This window comes from Streptococcus sp. CL6.35, assembly GCF_049737915.1.
GTDB lineage: Bacteria > Bacillota > Bacilli > Lactobacillales > Streptococcaceae > Streptococcus.
In genome coordinates, this window is sequence record NZ_JBKOTU010000001.1 from 46,363 (window position 1) to 71,452 (window position 25,090).

Here is a 25,090-nt window from a genome sequence, read left to right on the forward strand (position 1 = left end):
CTTTGCGCTAGATCCTTTTAATCGATTATTTTTTCTCAAGAAGAGCTTTGATTTCTTGAAGTACTTCCAATTCAGTTGGTCCAGCTGGAGCTTCTTCAACAGTTTCTTCTTTCTTAGTAAGGCTTTGGGCTTTTTCCATAGCTTTAATAACGAAGAAGAGAACAGTACCTACAACAAGGAAGTTGATAATAGCACTCAAGAATTTACCATATGTAACACCATTCCATGCAAGCTCAGCGATATTTTGTACTTTCGCAGCTTCCAAGGCTGGGTTCAATAGTAGAGGAGTGATGATATCATTAACAAATGAAGTAACGATTGCACCAAAAGCAGAGGCAATGATCACACCGACAGCAAGGTCAACAACGTTACCACGAAGCAAAAATGCTTTAAGATCTTTTAACATTTTCATAATTTCCTTTCAAAAAAATTCTTACTCTTAATTATATTTTAATTAAGAAGTTCTTGCAAGCTATATGTAAATTTTTTCTTATTTTTTAAAAATAAATACCTTACTAAAAATGTAATTGAGGATAATTATCAAGAATTGTGAAATAACGGTTTCAATACTATTAACCTTGTCTATATTATTATTTACAAATTGCCCGATAATATTAGGAAACTGAGTTACAAAGATAAAAGTTAAAAACAAGTCTAAAAGAAAAGTAGAAAGACGTGCTATAGTAAATTTTACTAAACGGCTTGGCCAATTCTCTCTAGCTTGCTTAAAGACAAGCCTATCATTTGTAATAAATGCAAAGAGGATACCGATACTATTTGCTAGTCCAGTAGCAAGCAGTTCTTTATGGGTTAATTGATAAATGACTAATCGGGATAGAATGGAGACAAGAGTAGTTGCTATACCAAAAAAGAGATAGGCTAAGAGCTCATTCTCGAAGAGACTTTGAATGCGTTTTTTCATACTTTTAGTATAGCATAAAGCAAGTTATTGTGCTATACTAGTAAGGTTGATTGAATCAACCCTTGGTGCTTAGCTTCTTTCACCAAGCATATTACACGCTGGCAACCGCCAAAGGAGAAAAGATGAAAAAATTAACTATTCGTGATGTTGCAGATATTGCAATCGTCGCTGCTATCTATGTCGTTTTGACTGTTACACCGCCCCTAAATGCTATTAGCTATGGTGCTTATCAGTTTCGTATTTCAGAAATGATGAATTTTATGGCTTTTTACAATCCTAAGTATATCATAGGAGTTACCATCGGTTGTATGATTGCTAATTTCTTTAGCTTCGGACTGCTAGATGTCTTTGTTGGTGGTGGATCAACCCTAGTATTCCTCAGTCTAGGTGTTTGGCTTTTTGCAAAATACAGCAAAGATTACCTCTTTAATGGATTAATTCGAAAAGATCATTTCTTCTTCTCAATCCTCTTTTCAATTTCCATGTTTACTATCGCTACCGAGTTGAATATTGTAGCTCAATTACCATTTTTCCTTACTTGGTTTACAACAGGAATCGGTGAATTTGCCTCATTAATCATTGGAGCGATTATCATTGGAAAAATTGGTCGTCGAATCGATTTAACTAAGTAGAACCAGAAAAGCTAGGTAGCTATTACCTGGCTTTTTCTTATGGAAAATTTCTAAGGAAACTTGACAAGATTTTCTAACTATAGTATACTTTTTAGGTAAGCTGATTTAGCTCAGTTGGCAGAGCGCATCCATGGTAAGGATGAGGTCGCCGGTTCAATCCCGGCAATTAGCATGATATTTACAGGGAAACTCTTGAGCACAAGAGTTTTTTTCTTATGCTCGCGAGAAAAAATTCTGACTTTTGTATAATAAAAGTCATCCTGCAAAGATTTCTTATTGACAAAACCACTTATTTCTAGTAATATAATAGACGCGATGAGTCGATAGGTAGTCTTCGGACTACTATTGAGCATAAGGAGGTCATAACGCAGGAGCGGACCTTGATGAGTTGTGTGAACCTGCTCATCACATGAAGATGCCTCTTAGTCCCTAGTCTAGCGACTGGGGATTTTTATTTTCCAAAAAATGATGAAAAAGCTTTGCAATTCATGGAAAAAGTAGTATAATACATCTATTATAGAAATTTTTAGAAAATTCCGAAAGAGGTTATTTATGGGATATACAGTTGCTGTAGTCGGCGCGACAGGTGCTGTCGGAGCTCAGATGATAAAAATGTTGGAAGAATCAACACTTCCAATCGATAAAATTCGTTTACTTGCTTCTGCACGTTCAGCAGGCAAGACTTTGAAGTTTAAAGATCAAGATATTACGATTGAAGAAACAACTGAAACAGCTTTTGAAGGAGTTGATATTGCTCTTTTTTCAGCAGGTGGTTCTACATCAGCTAAGTATGCACCATACGCAGTGAAAGCTGGAGCGGTAGTAGTAGATAATACATCTTACTTCCGTCAAAATCCAGATGTTCCTTTGGTTGTACCAGAGGTCAATGCTCACGCACTTGATGCCCACAACGGTATCATTGCCTGCCCTAACTGTTCAACAATCCAAATGATGGTGGCTCTTGAGCCAGTTCGCCAAAAATGGGGCTTGGACCGTATCATTGTTTCAACTTACCAAGCAGTTTCAGGTGCTGGTATGGGAGCAATTCTTGAGACTCAACGTGAACTTCGTGAAGTCTTGAATGATGGAGTGAAACCACGTGATTTACATGCGGAAATCTTGCCTTCAGGTGGTGACAAGAAACACTATCCTATCGCCTTCAATGCTCTTCCACAAATCGATGTCTTCACTGATAATGATTACACTTACGAAGAGATGAAGATGACTAAGGAAACTAAGAAAATTATGGAAGATGACAGTATTGCAGTATCTGCAACATGTGTGCGTATTCCAGTCTTGTCAGCTCACTCTGAGTCAGTTTACATCGAAACAAAAGAAGTGGCTCCAATCGAAGAAGTAAAAGCAGCTATCTCAGCCTTCCCAGGTGCTGTTCTTGAAGATGATGTAGCTCATCAAATTTATCCTCAAGCCATCAATGCCGTGGGTTCACGTGATACCTTTGTTGGTCGTATCCGTAAAGACTTGGATGCAGAAAAGGGAATTCATATGTGGATTGTTTCAGATAACCTTCTCAAAGGTGCTGCTTGGAACTCAGTTCAGATTGCAGAAACTCTTCATGAACGTGGCTTGGTTCGTCCAACTGCCGAATTGAAATTTGAATTAAAATAGTCATATCGTTTAGGAGTTCAGATGAACTCCTTCTTTGAAATAGAGAGGTGTTTCTCATGTCTTATCAAGATTTAAAAGAGTGTAAAATCATCACAGCCTTTATTACTCCCTTCCATGAAGATGGTTCCATCAACTTTGATGCTATTCCAGCTTTGATTGAGCATTTATTGGATCATCATACGGATGGCATTCTTCTCGCAGGGACCACTGCTGAAAGTCCAACTTTGACCCACGATGAAGAGTTGGAACTATTTGCAGCGGTACAGAAAGTTGTCGATGGACGCGTTCCTTTGATTGCGGGTGTAGGTACCAATGATACGCGAGACTCAATCGAGTTTGTCAAAGAAGTAGCAGAATTTGGTGGTTTCGCAGCTGGGCTTGCTATTGTGCCTTATTACAACAAACCTTCTCAGGAAGGAATGTATCAGCACTTTAAGGCGATTGCAGATGCTTCTGACCTACCTATTATTATCTATAACATTCCTGGGCGTGTAGTTGTTGAATTAACTCCGGAAACCATGCTTCGTTTGGCTGACCATCCAAATATTATCGGTGTCAAAGAATGTACTAGCTTGGCTAATATGGCTTACTTGATTGAGCACAAGCCTGAAGAATTCTTGATTTATACAGGTGAGGATGGAGATGCTTTCCATGCCATGAATCTTGGTGCGGATGGGGTTATTTCTGTTGCATCCCATACAAATGGGGATGAAATGCACGAGATGTTTACTGCCATTGCCGAGAGTGATATGAAGAAAGCCGCAGCTATTCAGCGTAAATTCATTCCTAAGGTTAATGCCCTCTTCTCTTATCCAAGTCCTGCTCCAGTTAAGGCCGTTCTTAACTACATGGGATTTGAAGCTGGACCTACTCGTCTACCTCTAGTTCCAGCACCAGAAGAAGATGCCAAACGCATTATAAAAGTTGTCGTAGATGGCGACTACGAAGCAACTAAGGCAACTGTAACAGGTGTCCTAAGACCAGATTATTAATAAAGACAATAAAATCCATGACCGATTGAACGATCATGGATTTCTTATTTTCCTAAACAGAATTGGCTAAAGAGTTGGGTGATGAGTTCATCTGGAGCAGCATCTCCAGTGATTTCTCCGAGAATTTCCCAAGTACGTGTCAAATCGACTTGAAGCAAATCAACTGGCATCCCCAGTTCAAGTCCTTCGTTAACGGCTTGTAGGCTTTCAACAGCCTTCTCAATCAAAGAAATATGACGGGCATTGGACAAGTAAGTAGCGTCTTGCTCGACTAAGCCAGCATTTTCAAAGAAGAGGTTGTTGATTCGCTCTTCAATCTTGTCGATGTTTTGGTTTTTAAGAACTGAAATACGGATGATATCTTCAGGGAGTTCCGAAGTTTCAATAGCTTCAGGAAGATCAGTTTTGTTAAGAAGAATAATGCGGTTAGTGTCCTGACTGATTTCTAAGAGTTGTCTGTCTTGAGCAGTCAGTGGTTCACTAGCATTTAGCACTAGTAAAACCAAGTCAGCTTCCTTTAGGGCTTTTTTTGAACGCTCAACACCGATTTGTTCGACGATGTCATCCGTTTCACGGATACCAGCTGTATCAATCAATTTGAGAGGAACACCGTTGATGTTGACGTATTCTTCGATGACATCTCGAGTAGTACCAGCAATGTCTGTAACGATAGCCTTGTCCTCACGCAAGAGATTGTTGAGAAGGCTAGATTTTCCAACATTGGGACGTCCGATGATAGCAGTTGAAATTCCTTCACGGAGGATTTTGCCACGACGGGCTGTCCTAAGGAGATTGGTTAGTAATTGTTCAAACTCCATAGTTTTTTCACGGACAACAGCAGTAGTGGCTTCCTCAACATCGTCATACTCAGGATAGTCGATATTAACCTCGACTTGGGCAAGAGTATTGAGGATTTCTTGACGGGTATTGTTAATGAGGTCAGAAAGGGAGCCGTCTAATTGCTTAACTGCAATGTTCATGGCCTTGTCAGTCTTGGCACGGATGATGTCCATCACTGCCTCAGCCTGTGTCAAATCCACGCGACCGTTTAGAAAGGCACGTTTGGTAAATTCACCAGGTTCTGCCAACCGAGCTCCTTCACGGATAGCCAGCTGGAGAATTTCATTTGTCACGGCAATCCCACCGTGGGTGTTGATCTCGATAATATCCTCACGAGTGAAGGTTTTTGGAGATTTCATAGCCCCAACTATAACCTCGTCCATAACCTTACCAGTTTGAGGGTCAACGATGTGACCGTAGTTAAGAGTGTGGCTGGCAACCTTGTTCAAGTCTTTTCCTTTAAAAATCTTTTGCGCAATAGCAAAACTTTCTGTTCCGCTCAGGCGGACAATACCAATAGCCCCTTCACCTAGTGGAGTAGAGATAGCAGCGATGGTATCAAATTCACGTGTAATCATAATGTTTCCTTTAATAAATAGCTCTTTTCTTGGAAATTTTTCCAAGTATCCTTTCAAATTGTAACAAATTTGAACTATTTCTTCAATGGATGCTACTTGGAGATTGAAAAAGCCTAAGCAATTCTGCTTAAGCTAGATTATTTGGTGCGCATTTCACCTTGAGGGAAGTAAGTTCCTTCTGGCATGTCGTTGATGATGACATGGACAGCAGATTGAGGTGCTCCAGTGTTACGGATAACAGCTTCCGTCACTTCCTTAGCAAGAGCTTTCTTTTGCTCGAGCGTGCGTCCTTCAAATAAATCGATGCGTACAAATGGCATAATAGCTTCCTCCACTAGTTTTGGATTTCTTCTATTTTACCACATTTTGCCGTTTAAAGCTTAAGAAAATTATGATATACTAGAATGTAGCAAAAATTTAGAAATGGACGTGAAGCAAGAAACATGGCACAGTTGTATTATCGTTATGGGACCATGAACTCTGGTAAAACGATTGAGATTCTCAAGGTGGCCTATAACTATGAGGAGCAAGGAAAAGGTGTTGTGATTATGACCTCGGCTCTGGATACGCGTGACGGTGTTGGCTATGTGTCGAGTCGTATTGGCATGAAACGCCCTGCCATTGCGATTGAGGAGACGACGGATATCTTCGGCTATATCCGAGACCTATCAGAAAAACCTTACTGTGTGTTGGTTGATGAAGCCCAGTTTCTTAAACGTCATCATGTTTATGATCTAGCTCGTGTTGTTGATGAGTTAGATATACCCGTCATGGCTTTTGGTTTGAAAAATGATTTTCGCAATGAACTGTTCGAAGGTTCCAAGTATCTCTTGCTTTTAGCAGATAAGATTGATGAAATCAAGACCATTTGTCAGTATTGCAAGAAAAAGGCGACCATGGTGTTGCGTACTCAGGATGGACTGCCCGTTTACGATGGAGAACAGATCCAGATTGGTGGTAATGAAACCTATATCTCAGTTTGTCGTAAACATTATTTTGCGCCAATGATAACCTCTAACAAGGAGCAAAACTATGACAATTGAACTAAGAGATGTTACAATGGAAAATTATTTTGATGTTTTGAATTTGGATGTCAAGGAATATCAAAAACAATTCATTGCAACCAACGCAATTAGTTTAGCTGAAGCATACGTCTACACTAAAAATGGAGATTTTGTAGCTCCATTGACAGTTTATGATAATGATGCAATTATAGGTTTTGTGATGATAGCTTATGATAAAAAGATCGGAATTAGTAGTGGAAATTATTTACTATTTCGTTTTATGATTGATAAGAATTTTCAAAATCAAGGATATTTTAAACCAATTATGGATAAAGTACTAGACTATGTTCGGACAGCGCCAGCAGGTTTAAGCAATAAACTTTGGTTGTCTTATGAACCAGAAAATGAACATGCAAGATATTGTTACCTCAGTTATGGATTTAAAGAAACTGGGGAAATATCCGAGAACGAAGTAGTAGCAATCTATGATTTAACAATTGAGAAATAAGGAGAAAAAATGAACATCTATGATCAACTACAAGCTGTAGAAGACCGTTATGAAGAATTAGGAGAGTTGCTCAGTGACCCAGATGTGGTTTCGGACACCAAGCGTTTCATGGATCTTTCCAAAGAAGAGGCTTCTACTCGTGATACGGTAACAGCCTACCGTGAGTACAAACAAGTCCTTCAAAACATCGTTGATGCCGAAGAAATGATTAAGGAATCAGGCGGAGATGCGGACTTGGAAGAAATGGCCAAGCAAGAACTCAAAGATGCCAAGGCTGAAAAAGAAGAATACGAAGAAAAACTGAAAATCTTGCTCCTTCCAAAGGATCCAAACGATGATAAGAACATCATCCTTGAAATCCGTGGCGCCGCTGGTGGAGACGAAGCAGCACTTTTCGCTGGAGATTTGCTAACCATGTACCAAAAGTATGCTGAAGCCCAAGGCTGGCGCTTTGAAGTTATGGAAGCTTCTATGAATGGTGTCGGTGGTTTCAAAGAAGTCGTTGCCATGGTTTCAGGTCAATCTGTTTACTCTAAACTCAAGTACGAATCTGGTGCCCACCGTGTGCAACGTGTCCCTGTGACAGAAAGCCAAGGCCGTGTTCATACTTCAACAGCAACAGTTCTTGTCATGCCTGAAGTCGAAGAAGTAGAATACGATATTGATCCAAAAGACCTTCGTGTCGATATCTATCACGCCTCTGGTGCTGGTGGACAGAACGTCAATAAGGTTGCGACTGCTGTTCGTATCGTTCACTTGCCAACCAATATCAAGGTTGAGATGCAGGAAGAACGTACCCAGCAGAAGAACCGTGAGAAGGCCATGAAAATCATTCGTGCGCGTGTTGCTGACCACTTTGCTCAGATTGCACAAGATGAACAAGACGCTGAGCGTAAGTCAACAATCGGTACTGGTGACCGTTCAGAACGAATTCGTACTTATAACTTCCCACAAAACCGTGTTACAGACCACCGTATTGGATTGACCCTTCAAAAACTAGATACCATTTTGTCTGGTAAATTGGATGAAGTCGTGGATGCCTTGGTGCTCTATGATCAAACACAAAAATTAGAAGAATTAAACAAATAATGAAATTAGCTCAATTATTTTCAGATTTTGAAGAAGAGTTGATAAGACAAGGAGAGGAAGCTGAAAGCCTCTCTTTTGTCTATCGTAGCCTGAAAAATCTTTCTTTTACAGATTTTGTCTTTGCCCTCCAGCAAGAGGTAAACAAGGAAGAAAAACAATTTGTAAAAGGAATTTTCCAACAGTTAGCAGCTCATAAACCAGCCCAGTACATCATTGGACAGACAGATTTTTATGGAATGCAGTTAACAGTTGATGAGCGAGTATTGATCCCTCGTCCAGAAACAGAGGAGTTGGTGGGGCTTATTCTGGCTGAAAATCCTGAGACGAATCTTTCAGTTCTGGATATTGGAACAGGTAGTGGAGCTATTGCTCTCGCTCTAGCAAAAAACAGACCAGATTGGTCAGTGACAGCAGCAGATATTTCCCAAGATGCTTTAGATTTAGCTAACGAAAATGCTAAAAATCAAAATCTTCAAATATTTTTAAAAAAATCTGACTGTTTTACAGAAATTTCTGAAAAATATGATATAATTGTTTCCAATCCACCCTATATCTCTCGTGAAGATGAGTCAGAGGTCGGTTTGAATGTTTTGCATTCGGAGCCTCATCTAGCTCTCTTTGCAGACGAGGATGGCCTAGCTATTTACCGTAGAATTGCGGAAGATGCAACAGACTATCTCAAAGATGGTGGTAAGATTTACCTTGAAATTGGATACAAGCAAGGTCAAAGTGTTCCTGAACTTTTTAGGAAACATCTTCCTGAAAAACGATTACGAACACTTAAGGACCAGTTTGGTCAAGATAGGATGGTTGTAATTGATGATGGACAGGATTAGACAAGAGTTGGAAAATGGTGGAGCGGTCGTTCTACCTACTGAGACAGTTTACGGTCTCTTTGCCAAGGCTCTAGACGAAAAAGCAGTTGACCATGTTTACCAACTCAAACGTCGTCCAAGAGATAAGGCGCTTAACCTCAATATCGCCTCTCTAGAGGACATCTTGCACTTTTCTAAGAATCAGCCAACTTATCTACAAAAACTTGTAGAGACCTTTTTACCAGGTCCCTTAACCATTATTCTCGAAGCTAATGACCGAGTTCCCTATTGGGTCAATTCTGGTCTTGCAACTGTTGGATTTCGGATGCCTAGTCATCCCATTACCCTTGATTTGATTCGAGAGACAGGACCTCTGATTGGACCGTCAGCTAATATCTCAGGTCAGGCAAGTGGAGTGACTTTTAATCAAATTCTAGAGGATTTTGACCAAGAGGTTTTGGGTTTGGAAGACGATCCTTTTCTAACTGGACAGGATTCAACTATTTTGGATTTGTCTGGAGACAAGGTGAAAATCTTACGCCAAGGGGCCATTAAGCGAGAAGATATTCTTGCTCGGTTGCCAGAGATTTCTTTTGAGGAGGAATGAGATGTTAAGAGACTTAAGAGAAACTGATGTGAAAGCAATATGTGAGATCAACCAAGATGCTTTGGGCTATTCTTTTAGTCCAGAGGAAACGGCTAGTCAATTAGCTAGACTATCTCAGGATTCCCATCATTTCTTACTTGCTTATGAGGATGAATCTACTCATGCCTTGCTTGGATATGTCCACGCTGAGGTCTATGAATCACTTTATTCTAAAGCAGGATTTAATATTTTAGCCTTAGCAGTTTCACCTCAAGCACAAGGGCAAGGTATTGGTAAAAGCTTATTACAAGGGTTGGATCAAGAAGCAAAAAGACGTGGTTATGGGTTTATCCGCTTAAACTCTGCCGATCATCGTCTGGGTGCTCATGCATTTTATGAAAAAGTTGGTTATACTTGTGATAAAGTGCAGAAACGATTTATTCGCATCTTTTAGTTTATTTTCTTGTTGCAAAACAAACTAAAGGACCAGTCACACTATAAAGGAGAAGACCTATGATTTTTGACAAAGACGATTTTAAAGCATATGATGCTGATCTCTGGAATGCTATTGCCAAAGAAGAGGAACGCCAACAAAACAACATTGAGTTGATTGCTTCGGAAAACGTAGTTTCCAAGGCAGTTATGGCAGCTCAAGGGTCTATCTTGACGAATAAATACGCTGAAGGTTACCCAGGACGCCGTTATTATGGTGGAACAGATGTAGTAGACGTGGTGGAATCTCTAGCCATTGAACGCGCAAAAGAAATTTTCGGTGCAAAATTTGCCAATGTCCAACCACACTCAGGAAGCCAAGCTAACTGTGCAGCTTACATGGCCTTGATTGAGCCTGGCGATACGGTTATGGGAATGGATTTGGCTGCAGGTGGTCACTTGACTCATGGGGCTCCTGTTAGCTTCTCAGGTCAAACCTACAACTTTGTTTCTTATAGTGTTGATCCTGAAACGGAACTCTTGGATTTTGATGCTATCTTGAAACAAGCCCAAGAAGTAAAACCAAAATTGATCGTAGCAGGTGCTTCAGCCTATTCTCAAATTATCGACTTCTCAAAATTCCGTGAAATCGCAGATGCTGTTGGGGCTAAGCTTATGGTGGATATGGCCCATATCGCTGGTTTGGTTGCAGCTGGTTTTCACCCAAGCCCAGTGCCATACGCTCATATCACTACAACAACGACCCACAAAACTCTTCGTGGCCCACGTGGTGGTTTGATTTTGACCAATGATGAAGACTTAGCTAAGAAAATTAATTCAGCTATTTTCCCAGGTATTCAGGGTGGTCCTTTGGAGCATGTTGTGGCAGCTAAGGCTGTTTCTTTCAAAGAAGTTTTGGATCCAGCCTTCAAGGAATATGCTGCCAATGTTATCAAGAACAGCAAGACTATGGCAGATGTCTTCTTGCAAGACCCTGATTTTCGTATCATTTCTGGAGGAACTGAAAACCACCTCTTCCTAGTGGATGTGACTAAAGTTGTAGAAAACGGCAAAGTTGCTCAAAACTTGCTGGATGAAGTCAATATTACCCTAAATAAAAACTCAATCCCTTACGAAAGCTTGTCACCATTCAAGACAAGTGGTATTCGTATCGGAGCAGCAGCCATTACTGCTCGTGGATTTGGTGAAGAAGAAAGTCGCAAAGTGGCTGAACTTATTATTAAAACCCTTAAGAATGCAGAAAATGAAGCTGTCTTAGAAGAAGTGAGAAGTGCGGTTAAAGAATTAACAGATGCCTTCCCATTATACGAGGACTAAAACTTTTATGGACATTTATATTAAGAAAGCTATTATTCATCAGTTCAGTCCGGATGACACCGACCTGTTCCTAGCGGATAAGTTTCTCAATATTACTCCAAAAATCGAAGAATACTTGCGTAAAAAAATTGAACGTGTGTATTCAGATGAAGCCAAGTCTGGGATTTTCGAGGAAGAAAATCCCTTCTTCAATCATATTACAGACGATTTGTTGGAGACATCAGTAACGCTGGCTAATCTCTGGAAAGAGGAGTTCAGCATTTCCGAAAATCTCAAGACCAATGACTTGATTTTTGTGCAATTTTCTAAAGAAGGTGTAGAACATTTCGCTTTCTTGAGAATTGCCCTGAGGGAGACCTTGACCCACCTTGGTGGAGAAGTTGATAATCCAATCAAGCTAACTCAGAATAACTTGCCTGGATTTGGAACGAGTGCCGACGAAGCCTTGGTGGTTAATCTTCAGAGTCGCAAGTACCACCTGATCGAGAAACGAATTAAGTACAATGGAACTTTTTTGAACTACTTTTCAGACAATCTTCTTGCTGTCGCTCCTAAGATTTCTCCTAAGAAATCTATCAAAGAACTGGAAAAGACAGCCCAGAGAATTGCCGAATCTTTTAATACAGATGATTTTCAATTTCAATCTAAAGTAAAATCAGCGATTTTCAACAACTTAGAAGAAAGCAATGAACTGTCGCCAGAGAAATTGGCCAACGACCTTTTTGACAATAATCTGACGGCTCGTTTGAGCTTTATTGATCAAGTCAAGGAAGCCGTACCAGAGCCTGTTCAATTTGATGAAATTGATGCCAGTCGTCAGCTTAAAAAATTTGAAAACCAAAAACTTTCCTTGTCAAATGGAATTGAGCTTATCGTTCCCAATAACGTCTATCAAGACGCCGAGTCTGTTGAGTTTATCCAAAACGACAATGGAACCTACTCTATCTTAATCAAAAATATCGAGGATATCCAAAGTAAATAATGTTTAAACGAATTCGAAGAGTGCTTGTACTAGCAGTCTTCCTTTTTGCTGGATATAAAGCTTACCGCGTTCACCAAGATGTCAAGCAAGTCATGACCTATCAACCCATGGTGCGAGAAATCTTGAGTGAAAGAGACACCCCAGCAAACGAAGAGCTTGTGCTCGCTATGATTTATACCGAAACAAAAGGAAAAGAAGGCGATGTTATGCAGTCTAGTGAGTCTGCTAGTGGCGCTACCAATACCATCAATGATAATGCCTCTAGCATTCGGCAAGGCGTTCAAACTCTGACAGACAATCTCTATCTGGCCCAGAAGAAGGGGGTAGATGTCTGGACGGCTGTTCAAGCCTACAATTTTGGACCTGCCTATATAGATTTTATCGCCCAAAATGGCAAGGAAAACACCTTAGCTCTGGCCAAACAGTACTCTCGTGATACTGTTGCTCCCTTGCTTGGTAATACCACTGGAAAGACTTATAGTTATATTCACCCCATTTCCGTTTTTCACGGTGCCGAACTCTATGTAAATGGAGGAAACTATTATTATTCTAGACAGGTGCAACTTAACCTTTACATTATCAAATGTTTCACTCTCTTTTCGACATCTGGTTAGTCCAGATGTTTTTGTTATAAGTTTTCTTTAAGATAGATATATTACTCTAGAAAGGTAAAGGAGGAAATTCCCTATGAGAAAGAAACTCTTTCTGTCCAGTGTTGCGGTCTTGTGGGCAGTAACAGCTATGAATAGTGTCCATGCAGCAACAGATGTTCAAAAAGTTATCGATGAAACCTACGTCCAACCTGAATATGTCCTAGGTTCATCATTGTCTGAAGATCAAAAAAATCAAACCCTTAAAAAACTAGGCTACAATGCCTCAACAGACACCAAAGAACTCAAGACCATGACACCTGATGTCTATTCTAAGATTATGAATGTTGCCAATGACTCAAGTTTACAGTTGTATTCATCAGCCAAGATTCAAAAACTGGGTGACAAGTCGCCTTTAGAGGTCAAGATTGAAACACCAGAAAACATCACTAAGGTGACGCAGGATATGTACCGCAATGCAGCCGTAACTTTGGGTGTGGAACACGCCAAAATCACTGTAGCAGCGCCTATTCCAGTTACAGGTGAGAGTGCCTTAGCCGGGATTTACTATTCGCTGGAAGCTAATGGAGCCAAGGTGCCACAAGCCAACAAAGATTTGGCTCAAGAAGAGCTAAAGGCTTTGTCCGATATCAATGCTGAAAACAAGGATAAAACTGGCTATGATGCTAATAAATTAAACGTTGCCCTAGCTGATATTAAGTCAGGGCTCGCCAAAGCTAAAGAAAGCAAGGGAAATCTGACAGAAGAAGATGTCCGTAAAATTGTTGAAGATACCTTGAAAAATTACAAACTCGATCAGGTTATAACAGGAAACCAGATCAATATCATCATCAATTTTGCTTTGAATCTCTCAAAGAGTGATATCCTCAGCAATGCAGACTTCACTAAAACCTTGAATGACCTTAAACAAAGCATCGTATCACAAGCTGGCGACAGTTTTAAAAATATCAACCTTAACTTTGATGCGGATAAGGTGCTAGAGGACGGAGGGAACTTCTTAAGCTCCCTCTGGCAAGCTATTGTTAACTTCTTCAAGAGTTTTGGTTCTTAAGAAATTTCATGGTATAATAGATGGTAACCGTAACGTTGCCGTCTTTTTTTGTCGGCCAATAGAAAGAGAAAATAATGTTAAAGAAAAATGATATTGTAGAAGTTGAAATTGTTGATTTGACCCATGAAGGTGCAGGAGTTGCTAAGGTGGATGGTTTAGTGTTTTTTGTAGAGAATGCTTTACCGAGTGAAAAAATCCTCATGCGTGTCCTCAAGGTTAATAAAAAGATTGGTTTTGGGAAGGTTGAAGAATACCTTCTCCAGTCACCACACCGTAATCAAGATCTAGATTTGGCTTATCTGCGTTCAGGAATCGCGGATTTGGGGCATCTTGCCTATCCAGAACAGCTCAAGTTTAAAACCAAGCAAGTTAAGGACAGTCTTTACAAGATTGCAGGAATTGCTAATGTAGAGGTTGCTGAAACGCTTGGTATGGATAATCCAATTAAGTATCGTAATAAGGCGCAGGTGCCTGTTCGTCGTGTTAATGGTGTCTTGGAAACAGGATTTTTCCGTAAGAATTCCCATGACCTCATGCCTCTAGAAGATTTCTTTATCCAAGATTCTGTGATTGATGAGGTAGTAGTAGCTCTACGTGACTTGCTCCGTCGTTACGACCTGAAACCTTATGATGAAAAGGAACAAGCTGGCTTGATTCGAAATCTTGTGGTGCGTCGTGGGCATTACTCAGGACAAATCATGGTTATTTTGGTAACAACTCGTCCGAAGATTTTCCGTGTGGAGCAATTGATTGAACAAATCATCAAGCAGTTCCCAGAGATTGTGTCTGTCATGCAAAATATCAACGACCAGAACACCAATGCGGTTTTTGGTAAGGAATGGCGCACACTTTATGGACAAGACTTTATCACTGACCAGATGTTGGGAAATGACTACCAAATCGCTGGACCAGCATTTTACCAAGTCAATACTGAAATGGCTGAAAAACTTTATCAAACAGCCATTGACTTTGCTGAATTAAAAGAAGATGATGTGGTCATTGATGCCTATTCTGGTATCGGGACGATTGGTCTTTCTGTTGCGAAACATGTCAAAGAAGTTTATGGTGTAGAGCTTATTCCAGAAGCAGTTGAGAATAGCAAGAAGAATGCCCAACTGAACAATATTTCAAACGCCCACTATGTCTGTGACACAGCTGAAAATGCTATGAAAAATTGGCTTAAAGAAGGGATTCAGCCAAGTCTTATCCTAGTGGACCCACCAAGAAAAGGACTCACAGAAAGCTTTATCAAAGCAAGCGCTCAAACAGGAGCAGACCGCATCGCTTATATCTCATGTAATGTCGCAACGATGGCGCGTGATATCCAACTCTACCAAGAATTGGGCTATGAATTGAAGAAAGTTCAGCCAGTGGATTTATTTCCGCAAACGCACCACGTGGAGTGTGTAGTGTTGCTACAACGAAAAAAAGGGTGAAAATCCTTGATTTTAAGCTATTTTACAAGCATTTTGTCTTTGTAGATAAAGGCAATTTTGACGTCAAAAAAGTCCTAAAAAGGCACATAGATGTATATGTATTTGTAGATGTCGTTTGCGCATCGGAAAAATGAATACAACAATAAATATTTATCTAAAGAGAGAACAATTGTATATTGTTCTCCTTTTTTTATTTTCAGGAGGAAAAATGACAAAAGAATTACAATCATCACGCTATATTGTCATTTCATTTTTAGTACGTGAAATGGGAATTGACATTGTTGAAGCCATCTCTCTGATGGCTGAATTAGAAAAAAGTGGTTTGGTTCACTTGGAATCAAGTGGAGATTTAACACTCAAAGAACTTGGAGGCGCGCTATGAAAAGAATTACCGCAAATCAATACCAAACTTCAGAACGGTATTATAAATTACCTAAAATTCTTTTTGAGGATGAGAAATATATGGATATGAAACTAGAAGTAAAGGTAGCTTATTCTATTTTAAAGGATCGTTTAGAATTATCTCTCAGTCGTGGTTGGATAGATGAAGAAGGAGCGGTTTATTTAGTATTTTCTAATTCTAACCTGATGAAGCTATTAGGTTGTTCGAAGTCAAAATTACTGTCCATCAAAAAAATTCTTAAAGAATATGACTTGATTGATGAAATCCAACAGTCTTCAAGTGAGAAAGGGAGACTAGCTAATAAGATTTATTTAGGAGAGTTGTCTTCTACCCCAGTAGCTAGTTCGAACAGGCCTAGTGTTAAAAAAAGACTAGGGCAGGATGAAAATGAAACGGCCCCCGTCTCTTATTCAGCCCCTAGTGAGACTGAAGTTAGTGAGACTAAATATAGTGAGACTGAATCTTTATTTATTGAGGATGAGGAAGAAAGGAATTCTCAACCTATTTTGAGAAGAAAAGTCGAAAAGGTCACAAAATATGATCGAGATTATATTTGGGGATTGGTACAAGATCAATTTAGACGAGAGGGTTTTTCTGAAACAGCCAGTGATATAGCTATGACTGATTTTGAGAGAATCTATCAGTATGCTCTTGACAATGTTCGCTTTGTTAGACGAGCGGAAGTTTTGGCTGAATTTGTGTTTAACGGCTTGTATTCTGTTTGGAATAACCGTGTTAGAAAAGGAGGTGGTTAAATGTCGCCAATCGAGTGGATATTAGTTATGCTCATTGTCATTTCAAGTGGTGTGACTATTTGGACATTGATAGTCGATCAGAAAGGGGTGATAAAGAAATGAAATTTATTGATTTATTTTCAGGTATTGGTGGTTTTCGACTTGGAATGGAAAGTGTTGGACACGAGTGTATTGGATTTTGTGAGATTGATAAATTTGCTAGAGAATCTTATAAGTCCATTTTTCAAACGGAAGGAGAAATAGAATTTCATGACATACGAGATGTTTCAGATGACGAATTTAAAAAACTTAGAGGGAAAGTCGATGTCATCTGTGGGGGATTCCCTTGTCAAGCATTTTCAATCGCAGGAAGACGATTGGGATTTGAAGATACTAGAGGCACTCTGTTCTTTGAAATTGCTCGGGCGGCCAAACAAATCCAACCACGTTTTCTTTTTCTTGAAAATGTTAAAGGCCTACTCAATCACGATAAGGGACGGACGTTCACCACAATCCTTACCACGCTTGATGAATTGGGGTTTGATGTTGAGTGGCAGGTGCTTAACAGTAAGGATTTTGGCGTTCCCCAAAACAGAGAGAGGGTGTTTATTATCGGACATTCTAGAAAGAGAGGTACCAGACTCTTATTTCCTTTCAGACGAGAAGGTCAAGCAACTAACTCTGAGACTTTAAAAACAATAGGGAATTTAAATCCATCAAAAAGTGGCATGAGCGGTAAAGTCTATTATTCAGAAGGTCTTGCACCAACCTTAGTTCGTGGAAAAGGAGAAGGATTTAAAGTTGCGATTCCTTGTATGACACCAGACAGATTAGAAAAAAGACAAAATGGTAGACGTTTTAAGGATAATCAAGAGCCAATGTTTACTTTAAATACTCAGGATCGCCATGGTATTGTCGTTGTTGGAGATTTACCAACTAGCTTTAAGGAAACTGGTCGCGTCTATGGAAGTGAGGGCTTATCTCCAACACTGACTACAATGCAAGGTGGAGATAAAATCCCCAAAATACTGATTCCAGAACCAATCCAATTTCTAAAAGTCCGTGAGGCAACTAAAAAAGGATATGCTCAAGCAGAGATTGGGGATTCAATCAATTTAGAAAGACCAAGTTCTCAGTATCGTCGTGGTAGAGTTGGAAAAGGTATAGCGAATACGTTAACAACTAGTGGGCAAATGGGAGTAGTAGTGGCTAGCTATGAAGGAGAAGATAAACAAGTTTACCAAGTAGCTGGTGTCTTAATTGATGGGCAATTTTACCGTTTGAGGATACGACGAATCACTCCTAAAGAGTGTTTTAGACTGCAGGGCTTTCCTGATTGGGCTTTTGAAGCTGCTAGAAAAGTCTCTAGTAATAGTCAGCTCTATAAACAAGCTGGTAATAGTGTAACCGTTCCTGTGATTGCTGCAATCGCAAAGAAATTAAAAGAAATAGAGGAAAAAGATGAAAGCATTAAATAAAGAATCAATACTAGATTGTGATGAATTAGAAACAGAATTACATGACGCAGAAATCAAACAGCTGGATGAACAAATATTTTTGATGCCCAATTATCCATGTGAGTTTGAGGTGACATTTTTAGATGATTACCATAAAAAATACAACTACCCCCTATTTTACGAATCCTATCTTCAAAACATTATGGAATTCCTTGAAAGTCAGGATATAAAGAACGGAGCTGATGCCTTTGTAGATGATCATCATAATCTTGTTTTTGTTTTATATGGACAAGGCTATCGAGCCGAGGGAAAAGAGGGAATACTTACAACCCAAGTAACTGTCAAAGCTTATGATGAAGACAAGAAACCGATTAACTTCGCAAATTTATTGGATTCCTTAATCGTCTCAGAATATCAAATGGAACCGAATCTTTGGGAGGTCTCCCATGATTGATCTCTATCTAAGTAAAAATAGCCAAAGAAATCAACTTCTTTTAGACTTCTTCCAAAACTATGGCATTGAGGTATCTTGTCATTCAGTTTCTGAAATGACAAAGGACAAATTAATTGAGATGATGAGCTATTCTTCAGATTGTTTCGAGTTTTTATCTCCTAATTTATTACGATTTAAGAACCGAGACAATCTAAAATTAACGGATTTCGTTGAGATGATTTTAAAAAATCCTGAACTAACCATCAGACTTCCTCTTGCGGTTTCAAATAAGCGAGTTTATCCAAATCTGAATTTGGAAGAAGCTAGAGCTTTATTGCCAAGAGATACGAAACAATTGATTTACATGGCACAAACACATTATTTATCTAACTAAAGGAGAAGCAATATGGCTGAACGATTTTGGGAGAACTTGTCCATTATTTTGGCTGAAAGAAATATTAGCTGGATTGAGTTAACCAGAAAAATGTTTGCGGGAGAGTTTCACTATCCAAGTGAATTGAACCGTTTGTATCAAAAGATACGCCACTACAAGATGGAACAACGAATGCCTCAAAGTCCATGGGTAGAAAGGATTGTGCAGGTATTAGATTTAGATTATGAAGATTTATTTCGGAGGTAACTATGAAAAGAATAATTCCAGTTTATATATTCCAACAAGTAAATGTCCTATTGGTATCTCTATACTTACTGAAATTTCTTTGTATCGGTGAGTTAACTATACTACAGATTCTCTATGGAGCGTCGCTCATTTCTTTTTTATGGATGTATGGCCAACGCAAACAAGCTCATAAGGTCAATATGAAATCTAGGATGAAATGGCTTGGTATTGGATTCATTAGCCTACTGATTATAAGTCTATGTTTTAGCCTAATCCATGCTCAAGGAACCACGAATCAAGCAAACTTAATTGGGCTTCAACATCAAGTTCCTTGGTTTTCATTTTTATTGTTCTTAATCAATGCGAGTATGGTTGAAGAATTTCTATATAGAGAAATGTTATGGAACTTGGTCAGAAAATTAGATATTCGAGTTGCTTTGACAAGTGTTTTATTTGCCTTAGCACATCATCCAGGAACCATTCTAGCTTGGTGTTTATATGTTTCACTTGGGATGTTTTTAGGGCTTGTACGCTATAAATCTGACTTATGGGGCAGTATGGGTCTACATTTAGTGTGGAACCTATCAGTCTATGTCTTATTTTTTCTTTAATAATAGCTGGTCCGTCTTACGTATGGATTAATTTTGAAATAAAAAAACTAAATGAATTGATTTTAAAGAAATAAAATGCTAACATATATAGAAGATGTTAGCATTTTATTTCTAAGAAAGGAGAATGATATGGTTGATAAAAGAGAGAAACTGATGAACTCTTTCAATCAGTATGGTTTTTTAACTTTTAAACAAGTAATAGATGAAAATTTACACTACAAAACCTTATTAAAAATGGTTACAGAAGGAAAAATCGATGCTGAAGAAAAAGGGTTATATCGCTTACCTGATATTTATTTAGATGAGTGGTTTGTCCTTCAGTATCGATTTCCAAAGGGAATCTTTTCTTTGGAGACAGCACTTTGGTTACATGGTTTATCTTTGACCATCCCTTTTAACATGACGATGAGTTTTCCTTATGGTACGAATACCAAAAACATTAAGGAAGCAGATATATGTCCTATTATCTTACGCTCTCACTATAGTGAAGGAATTGTTGAAATAGAGCGTCTTCCTGGTCAATTTATTAAAGTTTATGAAATTGAACGAGTTTTGGTTGAATGTCTAAGACCAGTTCATCAGGTGGATCTTCAAATTATTGCACCAGCGTTTAAAAAATATTTTCAACAAAATCAAATTAATTTACACAAATTATTTTATTATGCCCAGCTATTTAAAGTAACTGATAAGTTACAATCTTATACGGAGGTGCTATCTTAATGTTTTCAAATGCGAATAGCTTTAAAGCAAAAATCAAAAATATTTCAAAAGATAAGGAAATTCCAGCTCAACAAGTACAACAACATTATTTAATTGAGCAAGTGTTAAAGATGATTTCTACTAGTTCTTACAGAGATTCCTTCATTGTAAAAGGAGGGTATCTAATAGGTCAAATGATTGGACTAGATAAGCGAACCACAATGGATTTAGATGTCACTCTGAAGGGAACCGAAATGAGCAGAGAAAATTTGATTCATATCTTTGAAGAGATTCTTTGTTCTAAAACTGATGGATTTTCATTTTCAGTAGATAAGCTAGAACCTATTCGCCAAGATGATGAATATGGAGGATTTTCATTAAAATTAAATGCAACTTTTGATACATTAAAGGAGGTTGTTTTTATTGATATTACTACTGGTGATAAGATCACACCAAGAGAAATTACTTATTCAATGACTTCTATCTTTACTAATGAAAGCATCAAGATATGGACATATAATCTAGAGACTGTACTTGCTGAAAAGTTAGAAACAATCATCAGTAGGGGACTAGCTTCGACGCGTCCACGTGATCGATATGATCTTTTCACCTTGTATAAACTTAGAAAAGAAGAGATTAATCTTGAAGTATTAAAAAATGCACTGGAGAATACGGCAGAAAAACGTAAAAGTAAAGATACTATTTATAATTGGGAAGAACAAGTGAGAGGAATTGAAATTTCTGATTATCAGAAAGAGCTATGGATTCGTTATCAACGCCAATTTAAGTATGCTAAAGATATCTCATTTGATAATTCTGTTCAGATTATTAAGGAAATTATGCAACAAATATTTTAGTACAAAAGTAACTCATTAGTAAAGCAGTGAGTTGCTTTTTTTATTATGTGACTATCAGTCCGTCTCACTTTGTTAGGTGCGAGACAAACAAATCACCCGTTAGACGGGTGGTCATGATTTTTGATTTTTTCTAAAAACCGGGAAAATCTATCTTGAAAGTACCTATTTAGGCAAGTGGATCTGTAAGCACATTTTAGTAAATAATTTGATTGCTGAATACTTGACTAATACTGCGTTTAGAGGGATATATAGTGTGTAAAAATTTCTTGTTGGGGAAAAATGAACATAAGAAAAATTGAAGCAAAGAATAACAAAAGAAAAAAGAGAATTTGTGCATATGTTCGAGTTTCGACAACCAACGGAAGTCAACTTGATTCGCTAGAGAATCAAAAAGTTTATTTTGAAAAGTTGTATGCTGAACGTGAAGATGTTGATTTTTTGGGTGTTTTTTGTGACAGAGGGATTTCAGGTTCAAAGTATGAAAGACCTGATTTTCAAACTATGCTAGATGCTTGTAGAAAAGGACAAATTGACGTTATCCATACTAAGTCAATATCTAGGTTTGCAAGAAATCTTATCAATGTTCTTAAAATCAGTCGAGAATTAAAAACTCTTGGTATTGATATCTTTTTTGAAGAGCAGAATATCCATACCTTATCTAATGAAGGTGAAGTTGTCTTGACTGTGTTAGCAAGTTTGGCTGAGGAAGAGTTACAAAGCATGAGCGGAAACCAACGGTGGAGTTTTCGTAGAAAGTTCCAGAAGGGAGAATTACTCATTAATACTAAACGGTTTTTAGGGTATGATTTAAACGAAAAAGGTGAACTTGTTATAAACCAAGTAGAAGCGCAAATAGTAAGAACCATCTTTTATAGTTATTTAGAAGGAATGGGTACACATAGGATTGCTAAAAAGCTTAATGAGGACAAGGTTCCAACTGTAACAGAAAAGAAATGGTATAATAGCACAATTTGTAGTATCTTAAAAAAACGAAAAATACAAAGGCTCTTTACTGCTTCAAAAATACTTTCATGATGGTGTAAACGGTCCAAAGAAATTAAATCAAGGACAGTTGAAACAATACTATATCGAAGATAATCATGAAGGAATTGTATCTAAGGAAATATGGGAAAAGGTTCAGGTAAAAATGAAAAGCCGTTCTCGGATCCAAGGTACAAATAAAACCTATAAATTTTCCAGAATGTTAAAATGCCAATATTGTGGTTCAACATTAAAAAGACAGGTATCTTATAAGAAAAAGATTGTTTGGTGTTGTTCCAAATATATCAGAGAAGGAAAAAAGTCATGTAAAGGTATGAGAGCCCCTGAAAGGGATATTGAAAATTGGAAACTAAGTTCACCAGTAATTGTGTTAGAAAGGATAGAAGATGGAGAAAAACATTACGGTTATCTACAGCAAACAGTCATATCTCAAATTCAGAAAACAATCAGAGTAGCCGCTTATTGTCGAGTGTCTACAGACCAAGACGAACAGCTATCAAGTTATGAGAATCAGGTCAATTATTACCGTGAATTCATCTTAAAACATGAAGATTATGAGTTGGTAGATATTTATGCAGATGAAGGTATTTCAGCAACTAATACAAAAAAACGTGAAGCTTTTAACCGACTGATACAGGATTGTAGAGAAGGTAAGATTGACAGAATTTTAGTTAAATCTATTAGTAGATTTGCTAGAAATACATTGGACTGCATTAAGTATGTAAGAGAACTGAAAAATCTAGGTATTGGAGTAACTTTTGAAAAAGAGAATATTGATAGCTTAGATTCAAAAGGGGAAGTACTACTAACTATTCTATCGTCACTTGCACAGGATGAATCAAGATCTATTTCAGAAAACTCAACTTGGGGAATTCGTAAGAAGTTTGAGCGTGATCTAGTTCAGGTAAATACTACAAACTTTATGGGATATGACAAAGATGAAAAAGGAAATCTTATTATAAACCCTGAACAAGCAAAGGTAGTAAGGTATATATTTGATAGATTTCTAGAAGGATACAGTCCAGAATTTATTTCCAAAGAGTTAAGAGAACAGGCAATACCAGGTTGCACAGGTAAAGCAAAGTGGTGCCAAGTGCTATATGGAAAATGCTTCAAAATGAAAAATACAAGGGTGATGCTTTGCTTCAGAAAACCTATACCGTTGATTTCCTGACGAAGAAACGAATTGTTAATGATGTGCAAGTTAATCAATATTATATTGAAAACAATCATGAACCAATTTTAAATAAAGAGAAGTGGGAGATTGTTCAGTTAGAAATAGCAAGAAGAAAGAGATTTAGAGAATAACATAAGCTTCAATTTTATATCATGCAGAAAGAAAACAATCACTTTACAACAAAAGTATTTTGTGCCGAATGTGGTTCAGCATTTGGTAGAAAAAATTGGACTACAAGTCGAGGTAAACGTAAGGTTTGGCAATGTAACAATCGATATAGGGTCAAAGGACAGATTGGCTGCCAGAACAACTATATTGATGAAGAAACGTTAGAGAAAGCCGTAGTAATGGCTGTAGAACTACTAAGTGAGAATGTTGACTTGTTGCACGGAAAGTGGAACAAAATCCTAGAAGAAAAGCGTCCGCTAGAAAAGCACTATAGTTTGAAGTTGGCTGAAATGATAAACAAGCCCTTGTGGGAATTTGATTATCATGAGATGTGTCAGATATTGGATAATATTATAATTACAGAGGATGGACAGATAACTGTCAGATTCTTAGAGGGAACTGAGGTAGATTTGTAGAGTAGACGAAAGGTTATAATGACAGTGGGCAACCATTGTGGTTATAGCTTTTTTTTGCATTTTTGTGATAGAATATATAATATTAGAGATAGTTGGAGTTGTAGTAAGAATTATGGAAAAAGAAACTTTTCGTGAGAGATTAAAGAGTCCTGAGTTTGAGGCGGTGATTTTGCCAATTTTTGACTTTTTTGAGCCGTTTATACATCAGGAATCAAAATTTAATGAAAGTGAAGATGAAAATGACTCTGATGAATCAGTATTGAAGTATTATCAAATGTTGGTTGAGCAGAACATCAGGGAAAGTATCTCAGTATTACGTAAAAAAGTTAGTTCAAAAGATTATGTAGCTATGAGAAGTTTTGTGTTGTCTCTTCAACAAAATACAATTCAATTTTTAACTAATGAGAAGTACAGAACGAAAGTTAAATGGAAAAAGATTTTGAATTCCTATATAAATGTTTCGAGAATTTTTTTAGAAAACGAAAAATTACAACTTCTTCACGATGGTTTTCCTGGAGTGGGGCAACAAGTAGTTTTGGCGATTAGTTTGATAGACTTACAAGAAGATAATATCAAAGCAAATGATGAAATTCAAAACATCTGTGATTTGTTTGCGAATGATCCGAATGTAATGGTTGTTCCTATTCATGGATGCTCTACTGATGTATTTAGAACAATTTTGGATAGATTCCCTGTACTGAATATTATCCATTTAGCGGGCCATACATATACGAAACCTAACGGGGAGATACTACTTTCTTTTGTAGATTCAAACATTACTTTTATAAAATTTAGTAATTGGATTTCTAACCATAGATTTTATTGTTCATTTCTTAACTGTTGTTCAACTTTAGAGTTCGCATTGTATTCACGTTTACAAAATTCAAACTTTTCTATTTTTCATAGAGGGATAGTTGAATCGAGCATAGCATATGAGTTTTCGGAACATTTCTATAAAGTGATTCAAATTAGTGGAGATTTTAATCAAGCCTGGGAACTAGCTGTTGCAAATTGTACTGAGGTCCCCTTGAATTACGTCAATTGTTAGTATGTTTAGTTATATAGGGAG

Annotated in this window: 31 protein-coding genes, 1 tRNA gene, 3 pseudogenes and 1 riboswitch; of the genes and pseudogenes, 31 read left to right on the forward strand and 4 right to left on the reverse strand. The window is 37.9% G+C overall.

Features of this window, described 5'->3' with window-relative positions; all coding sequences use genetic code 11:
- Positions 1-25: 25 nt before the first annotated feature.
- Positions 26-406, reverse strand: coding sequence for a large conductance mechanosensitive channel protein MscL (gene mscL / locus ACLNCP_RS00170; protein ID WP_000910199.1), 381 nt, complete (start codon positions 404-406; stop codon positions 26-28).
- A gap of 84 nt (positions 407-490) precedes the next feature.
- Positions 491-922, reverse strand: a complete 432-nt coding sequence (locus ACLNCP_RS00175; RefSeq protein WP_153199080.1) for a GtrA family protein — start codon at positions 920-922, stop codon at positions 491-493.
- A 28-nt stretch (positions 923-950) separates the two neighbouring features.
- A riboswitch (PreQ1 riboswitch) is annotated at positions 951-1,047 on the forward strand.
- Between ACLNCP_RS00175 and ACLNCP_RS00180 the strand changes: the two genes are divergently transcribed.
- The 4 genes from ACLNCP_RS00180 (at position 1,045) to dapA (ending at position 4,175) form a co-directional block, all read left to right on the forward strand.
- A complete protein-coding gene (locus ACLNCP_RS00180) occupies positions 1,045-1,554 on the forward strand; it encodes a QueT transporter family protein (protein WP_261240040.1) in 510 nt (169 codons plus the stop codon). Its footprint overlaps the riboswitch before it by 3 nt.
- A 99-nt stretch (positions 1,555-1,653) precedes the next feature.
- A tRNA-Thr gene (locus ACLNCP_RS00185) sits at positions 1,654-1,726 on the forward strand.
- A gap of 380 nt (positions 1,727-2,106) precedes the next feature.
- Positions 2,107-3,183 (forward strand): aspartate-semialdehyde dehydrogenase, encoded by a 1,077-nt coding sequence (locus ACLNCP_RS00190; protein WP_033685125.1) that lies wholly within the window; start codon positions 2,107-2,109, stop codon positions 3,181-3,183.
- Between the two features lie 56 nt (positions 3,184-3,239).
- The gene (gene dapA, locus ACLNCP_RS00195; RefSeq protein ID WP_000121639.1) at positions 3,240-4,175 is read left to right on the forward strand and encodes a 4-hydroxy-tetrahydrodipicolinate synthase; all 936 of its coding nucleotides are present in this window, start codon (positions 3,240-3,242) and stop codon (positions 4,173-4,175) included.
- Between the two features lie 44 nt (positions 4,176-4,219).
- Here the strand turns inward: dapA and mnmE are convergent, their stop codons facing one another.
- Complete coding sequence (mnmE, locus tag ACLNCP_RS00200; protein WP_424843843.1) at positions 4,220-5,593, reverse strand: tRNA uridine-5-carboxymethylaminomethyl(34) synthesis GTPase MnmE; 1,374 nt, start codon at positions 5,591-5,593, stop codon at positions 4,220-4,222.
- 137 nt (positions 5,594-5,730) lie between these two features.
- Positions 5,731-5,913 (reverse strand): 4-oxalocrotonate tautomerase, encoded by a 183-nt coding sequence (locus ACLNCP_RS00205; protein WP_001117398.1) that lies wholly within the window; start codon positions 5,911-5,913, stop codon positions 5,731-5,733.
- Between the two features lie 123 nt (positions 5,914-6,036).
- Here ACLNCP_RS00205 and ACLNCP_RS00210 point away from each other — a divergent pair, with 123 nt between their 5' ends.
- The 27 genes and pseudogenes from ACLNCP_RS00210 to ACLNCP_RS00340 all read left to right on the forward strand — a co-directional run bounded on the left by ACLNCP_RS00210 (position 6,037) and on the right by ACLNCP_RS00340 (position 25,069).
- On the forward strand, positions 6,037-6,636 hold the full coding sequence (locus ACLNCP_RS00210) for a thymidine kinase (protein ID WP_045606846.1): 600 nt from the start codon (positions 6,037-6,039) through the stop codon (positions 6,634-6,636).
- Positions 6,626-7,105: a GNAT family N-acetyltransferase gene (locus ACLNCP_RS00215; protein WP_000151337.1), complete on the forward strand. Its 480-nt coding sequence runs from the start codon at positions 6,626-6,628 to the stop codon at positions 7,103-7,105. Before ACLNCP_RS00210 ends, ACLNCP_RS00215 begins: the two co-directional genes overlap by 11 nt.
- Positions 7,106-7,114: 9 nt before the next feature.
- Positions 7,115-8,194, forward strand: a complete 1,080-nt coding sequence (prfA, locus tag ACLNCP_RS00220) for a peptide chain release factor 1 (RefSeq protein ID WP_001028792.1) — start codon at positions 7,115-7,117, stop codon at positions 8,192-8,194.
- On the forward strand, positions 8,194-9,030 hold the full coding sequence (gene prmC / locus ACLNCP_RS00225; RefSeq protein ID WP_424843844.1) for a peptide chain release factor N(5)-glutamine methyltransferase: 837 nt from the start codon (positions 8,194-8,196) through the stop codon (positions 9,028-9,030). Before prfA ends, prmC begins: the two co-directional genes overlap by 1 nt.
- Positions 9,014-9,616 (forward strand): L-threonylcarbamoyladenylate synthase, encoded by a 603-nt coding sequence (locus ACLNCP_RS00230; RefSeq protein ID WP_000969299.1) that lies wholly within the window; start codon positions 9,014-9,016, stop codon positions 9,614-9,616. The genes prmC and ACLNCP_RS00230 overlap by 17 nt, the downstream gene beginning before the upstream one ends.
- Position 9,617: 1 nt before the next feature.
- Complete coding sequence (locus tag ACLNCP_RS00235; protein WP_000942963.1) at positions 9,618-10,049, forward strand: GNAT family N-acetyltransferase; 432 nt, start codon at positions 9,618-9,620, stop codon at positions 10,047-10,049.
- 59 nt (positions 10,050-10,108) lie between these two features.
- Positions 10,109-11,365, forward strand: coding sequence for a serine hydroxymethyltransferase (glyA, locus tag ACLNCP_RS00240; protein WP_033685118.1), 1,257 nt, complete (start codon positions 10,109-10,111; stop codon positions 11,363-11,365).
- 7 nt (positions 11,366-11,372) lie between these two features.
- On the forward strand, positions 11,373-12,347 hold the full coding sequence (locus tag ACLNCP_RS00245; protein WP_031237137.1) for a nucleoid-associated protein: 975 nt from the start codon (positions 11,373-11,375) through the stop codon (positions 12,345-12,347).
- Positions 12,347-12,961, forward strand: coding sequence for a cell wall hydrolase Pmp23 (pmp23, locus tag ACLNCP_RS00250; RefSeq protein WP_023947700.1), 615 nt, complete (start codon positions 12,347-12,349; stop codon positions 12,959-12,961). The genes ACLNCP_RS00245 and pmp23 overlap by 1 nt, the downstream gene beginning before the upstream one ends.
- A 73-nt stretch (positions 12,962-13,034) precedes the next feature.
- Complete coding sequence (locus ACLNCP_RS00255) at positions 13,035-14,009, forward strand: DUF1002 domain-containing protein (RefSeq protein ID WP_424843845.1); 975 nt, start codon at positions 13,035-13,037, stop codon at positions 14,007-14,009.
- 74 nt (positions 14,010-14,083) lie between these two features.
- Entirely contained in the window at positions 14,084-15,445 is a 1,362-nt protein-coding gene (gene rlmD, locus ACLNCP_RS00260; protein WP_424843846.1) for a 23S rRNA (uracil(1939)-C(5))-methyltransferase RlmD, read from the forward strand.
- Positions 15,446-15,653: 208 nt separating this feature from the next.
- A complete protein-coding gene (locus tag ACLNCP_RS00265; protein ID WP_102210766.1) occupies positions 15,654-15,827 on the forward strand; it encodes a hypothetical protein in 174 nt (57 codons plus the stop codon).
- Positions 15,824-16,603 carry a replication initiator protein A gene (locus ACLNCP_RS00270; protein WP_102210765.1) on the forward strand — a complete coding sequence of 260 codons (780 nt, stop codon included), beginning with the start codon at positions 15,824-15,826 and terminating at the stop codon, positions 16,601-16,603. Before ACLNCP_RS00265 ends, ACLNCP_RS00270 begins: the two co-directional genes overlap by 4 nt.
- A 98-nt stretch (positions 16,604-16,701) precedes the next feature.
- On the forward strand, positions 16,702-18,060 hold the full coding sequence (dcm, locus tag ACLNCP_RS00275; protein ID WP_102210764.1) for a DNA (cytosine-5-)-methyltransferase: 1,359 nt from the start codon (positions 16,702-16,704) through the stop codon (positions 18,058-18,060).
- Positions 18,044-18,493: a hypothetical protein gene (locus ACLNCP_RS00280; protein WP_102210763.1), complete on the forward strand. Its 450-nt coding sequence runs from the start codon at positions 18,044-18,046 to the stop codon at positions 18,491-18,493. The genes dcm and ACLNCP_RS00280 overlap by 17 nt, the downstream gene beginning before the upstream one ends.
- Positions 18,486-18,866: a hypothetical protein gene (locus ACLNCP_RS00285; RefSeq protein ID WP_061706396.1), complete on the forward strand. Its 381-nt coding sequence runs from the start codon at positions 18,486-18,488 to the stop codon at positions 18,864-18,866. Before ACLNCP_RS00280 ends, ACLNCP_RS00285 begins: the two co-directional genes overlap by 8 nt.
- A gap of 12 nt (positions 18,867-18,878) precedes the next feature.
- Entirely contained in the window at positions 18,879-19,112 is a 234-nt protein-coding gene (locus ACLNCP_RS00290) for a hypothetical protein (RefSeq protein ID WP_000840776.1), read from the forward strand.
- A 2-nt stretch (positions 19,113-19,114) separates the two neighbouring features.
- The gene (locus ACLNCP_RS00295; protein WP_424843847.1) at positions 19,115-19,702 is read left to right on the forward strand and encodes a CPBP family intramembrane glutamic endopeptidase; all 588 of its coding nucleotides are present in this window, start codon (positions 19,115-19,117) and stop codon (positions 19,700-19,702) included.
- Between the two features lie 129 nt (positions 19,703-19,831).
- On the forward strand, positions 19,832-20,422 hold the full coding sequence (locus ACLNCP_RS00300; RefSeq protein WP_125394517.1) for a type IV toxin-antitoxin system AbiEi family antitoxin domain-containing protein: 591 nt from the start codon (positions 19,832-19,834) through the stop codon (positions 20,420-20,422).
- Positions 20,422-21,258 carry a nucleotidyl transferase AbiEii/AbiGii toxin family protein gene (locus ACLNCP_RS00305; RefSeq protein WP_176139586.1) on the forward strand — a complete coding sequence of 279 codons (837 nt, stop codon included), beginning with the start codon at positions 20,422-20,424 and terminating at the stop codon, positions 21,256-21,258. Before ACLNCP_RS00300 ends, ACLNCP_RS00305 begins: the two co-directional genes overlap by 1 nt.
- 279 nt (positions 21,259-21,537) lie before the next feature.
- Positions 21,538-22,767: pseudogene (locus ACLNCP_RS00310) on the forward strand (recombinase family protein).
- A 4-nt stretch (positions 22,768-22,771) separates the two neighbouring features.
- Positions 22,772-23,089: pseudogene (locus ACLNCP_RS00315) on the forward strand (recombinase family protein); the annotation flags it as partial.
- A 93-nt stretch (positions 23,090-23,182) separates the two neighbouring features.
- Positions 23,183-23,434 (forward strand): recombinase family protein, encoded by a 252-nt coding sequence (locus ACLNCP_RS00320; protein ID WP_424843997.1) that lies wholly within the window; start codon positions 23,183-23,185, stop codon positions 23,432-23,434.
- Positions 23,368-23,568: a recombinase family protein gene (locus ACLNCP_RS00325; protein ID WP_084925410.1), complete on the forward strand. Its 201-nt coding sequence runs from the start codon at positions 23,368-23,370 to the stop codon at positions 23,566-23,568. The genes ACLNCP_RS00320 and ACLNCP_RS00325 overlap by 67 nt, the downstream gene beginning before the upstream one ends.
- Before the next feature lie 21 nt (positions 23,569-23,589).
- Positions 23,590-23,733: pseudogene (locus ACLNCP_RS00330) on the forward strand (recombinase zinc beta ribbon domain-containing protein); the annotation flags it as partial.
- A gap of 51 nt (positions 23,734-23,784) precedes the next feature.
- Positions 23,785-24,021 (forward strand): resolvase, encoded by a 237-nt coding sequence (locus ACLNCP_RS00335; RefSeq protein WP_424844000.1) that lies wholly within the window; start codon positions 23,785-23,787, stop codon positions 24,019-24,021.
- Between the two features lie 112 nt (positions 24,022-24,133).
- A complete protein-coding gene (locus ACLNCP_RS00340) occupies positions 24,134-25,069 on the forward strand; it encodes a hypothetical protein (protein WP_084925406.1) in 936 nt (311 codons plus the stop codon).
- Positions 25,070-25,090 lie beyond the last annotated feature (21 nt).

What these genes read in the sequence shown, in the direction of transcription:
- mscL (WP_000910199.1), bottom strand. Translation starts at nt 406, where the DNA reads ATGTTAAAAGATCTTAAAGCATTTTTGCTTCGTGGTAACGTTGTTGAC.
- ACLNCP_RS00175 (WP_153199080.1), bottom strand. Translation starts at nt 922, where the DNA reads ATGAAAAAACGCATTCAAAGTCTCTTCGAGAATGAGCTCTTAGCCTAT.
- ACLNCP_RS00180 (WP_261240040.1), top strand. Translation starts at nt 1,045, where the DNA reads ATGAAAAAATTAACTATTCGTGATGTTGCAGATATTGCAATCGTCGCT.
- ACLNCP_RS00190 (WP_033685125.1), top strand. Translation starts at nt 2,107, where the DNA reads ATGGGATATACAGTTGCTGTAGTCGGCGCGACAGGTGCTGTCGGAGCT.
- dapA (WP_000121639.1), top strand. Translation starts at nt 3,240, where the DNA reads ATGTCTTATCAAGATTTAAAAGAGTGTAAAATCATCACAGCCTTTATT.
- mnmE (WP_424843843.1), bottom strand. Translation starts at nt 5,593, where the DNA reads ATGATTACACGTGAATTTGATACCATCGCTGCTATCTCTACTCCACTA.
- ACLNCP_RS00205 (WP_001117398.1), bottom strand. Translation starts at nt 5,913, where the DNA reads ATGCCATTTGTACGCATCGATTTATTTGAAGGACGCACGCTCGAGCAA.
- ACLNCP_RS00210 (WP_045606846.1), top strand. Translation starts at nt 6,037, where the DNA reads ATGGCACAGTTGTATTATCGTTATGGGACCATGAACTCTGGTAAAACG.
- ACLNCP_RS00215 (WP_000151337.1), top strand. Translation starts at nt 6,626, where the DNA reads ATGACAATTGAACTAAGAGATGTTACAATGGAAAATTATTTTGATGTT.
- prfA (WP_001028792.1), top strand. Translation starts at nt 7,115, where the DNA reads ATGAACATCTATGATCAACTACAAGCTGTAGAAGACCGTTATGAAGAA.
- prmC (WP_424843844.1), top strand. Translation starts at nt 8,194, where the DNA reads ATGAAATTAGCTCAATTATTTTCAGATTTTGAAGAAGAGTTGATAAGA.
- ACLNCP_RS00230 (WP_000969299.1), top strand. Translation starts at nt 9,014, where the DNA reads ATGATGGACAGGATTAGACAAGAGTTGGAAAATGGTGGAGCGGTCGTT.
- ACLNCP_RS00235 (WP_000942963.1), top strand. Translation starts at nt 9,618, where the DNA reads ATGTTAAGAGACTTAAGAGAAACTGATGTGAAAGCAATATGTGAGATC.
- glyA (WP_033685118.1), top strand. Translation starts at nt 10,109, where the DNA reads ATGATTTTTGACAAAGACGATTTTAAAGCATATGATGCTGATCTCTGG.
- ACLNCP_RS00245 (WP_031237137.1), top strand. Translation starts at nt 11,373, where the DNA reads ATGGACATTTATATTAAGAAAGCTATTATTCATCAGTTCAGTCCGGAT.
- pmp23 (WP_023947700.1), top strand. Translation starts at nt 12,347, where the DNA reads ATGTTTAAACGAATTCGAAGAGTGCTTGTACTAGCAGTCTTCCTTTTT.
- ACLNCP_RS00255 (WP_424843845.1), top strand. Translation starts at nt 13,035, where the DNA reads ATGAGAAAGAAACTCTTTCTGTCCAGTGTTGCGGTCTTGTGGGCAGTA.
- rlmD (WP_424843846.1), top strand. Translation starts at nt 14,084, where the DNA reads ATGTTAAAGAAAAATGATATTGTAGAAGTTGAAATTGTTGATTTGACC.
- ACLNCP_RS00265 (WP_102210766.1), top strand. Translation starts at nt 15,654, where the DNA reads ATGACAAAAGAATTACAATCATCACGCTATATTGTCATTTCATTTTTA.
- ACLNCP_RS00270 (WP_102210765.1), top strand. Translation starts at nt 15,824, where the DNA reads ATGAAAAGAATTACCGCAAATCAATACCAAACTTCAGAACGGTATTAT.
- dcm (WP_102210764.1), top strand. Translation starts at nt 16,702, where the DNA reads ATGAAATTTATTGATTTATTTTCAGGTATTGGTGGTTTTCGACTTGGA.
- ACLNCP_RS00280 (WP_102210763.1), top strand. Translation starts at nt 18,044, where the DNA reads ATGAAAGCATTAAATAAAGAATCAATACTAGATTGTGATGAATTAGAA.
- ACLNCP_RS00285 (WP_061706396.1), top strand. Translation starts at nt 18,486, where the DNA reads ATGATTGATCTCTATCTAAGTAAAAATAGCCAAAGAAATCAACTTCTT.
- ACLNCP_RS00290 (WP_000840776.1), top strand. Translation starts at nt 18,879, where the DNA reads ATGGCTGAACGATTTTGGGAGAACTTGTCCATTATTTTGGCTGAAAGA.
- ACLNCP_RS00295 (WP_424843847.1), top strand. Translation starts at nt 19,115, where the DNA reads ATGAAAAGAATAATTCCAGTTTATATATTCCAACAAGTAAATGTCCTA.
- ACLNCP_RS00300 (WP_125394517.1), top strand. Translation starts at nt 19,832, where the DNA reads ATGGTTGATAAAAGAGAGAAACTGATGAACTCTTTCAATCAGTATGGT.
- ACLNCP_RS00305 (WP_176139586.1), top strand. Translation starts at nt 20,422, where the DNA reads ATGTTTTCAAATGCGAATAGCTTTAAAGCAAAAATCAAAAATATTTCA.
- ACLNCP_RS00320 (WP_424843997.1), top strand. Translation starts at nt 23,183, where the DNA reads ATGGGATATGACAAAGATGAAAAAGGAAATCTTATTATAAACCCTGAA.
- ACLNCP_RS00325 (WP_084925410.1), top strand. Translation starts at nt 23,368, where the DNA reads ATGCTTCAAAATGAAAAATACAAGGGTGATGCTTTGCTTCAGAAAACC.
- ACLNCP_RS00335 (WP_424844000.1), top strand. Translation starts at nt 23,785, where the DNA reads ATGGCTGTAGAACTACTAAGTGAGAATGTTGACTTGTTGCACGGAAAG.
- ACLNCP_RS00340 (WP_084925406.1), top strand. Translation starts at nt 24,134, where the DNA reads ATGGAAAAAGAAACTTTTCGTGAGAGATTAAAGAGTCCTGAGTTTGAG.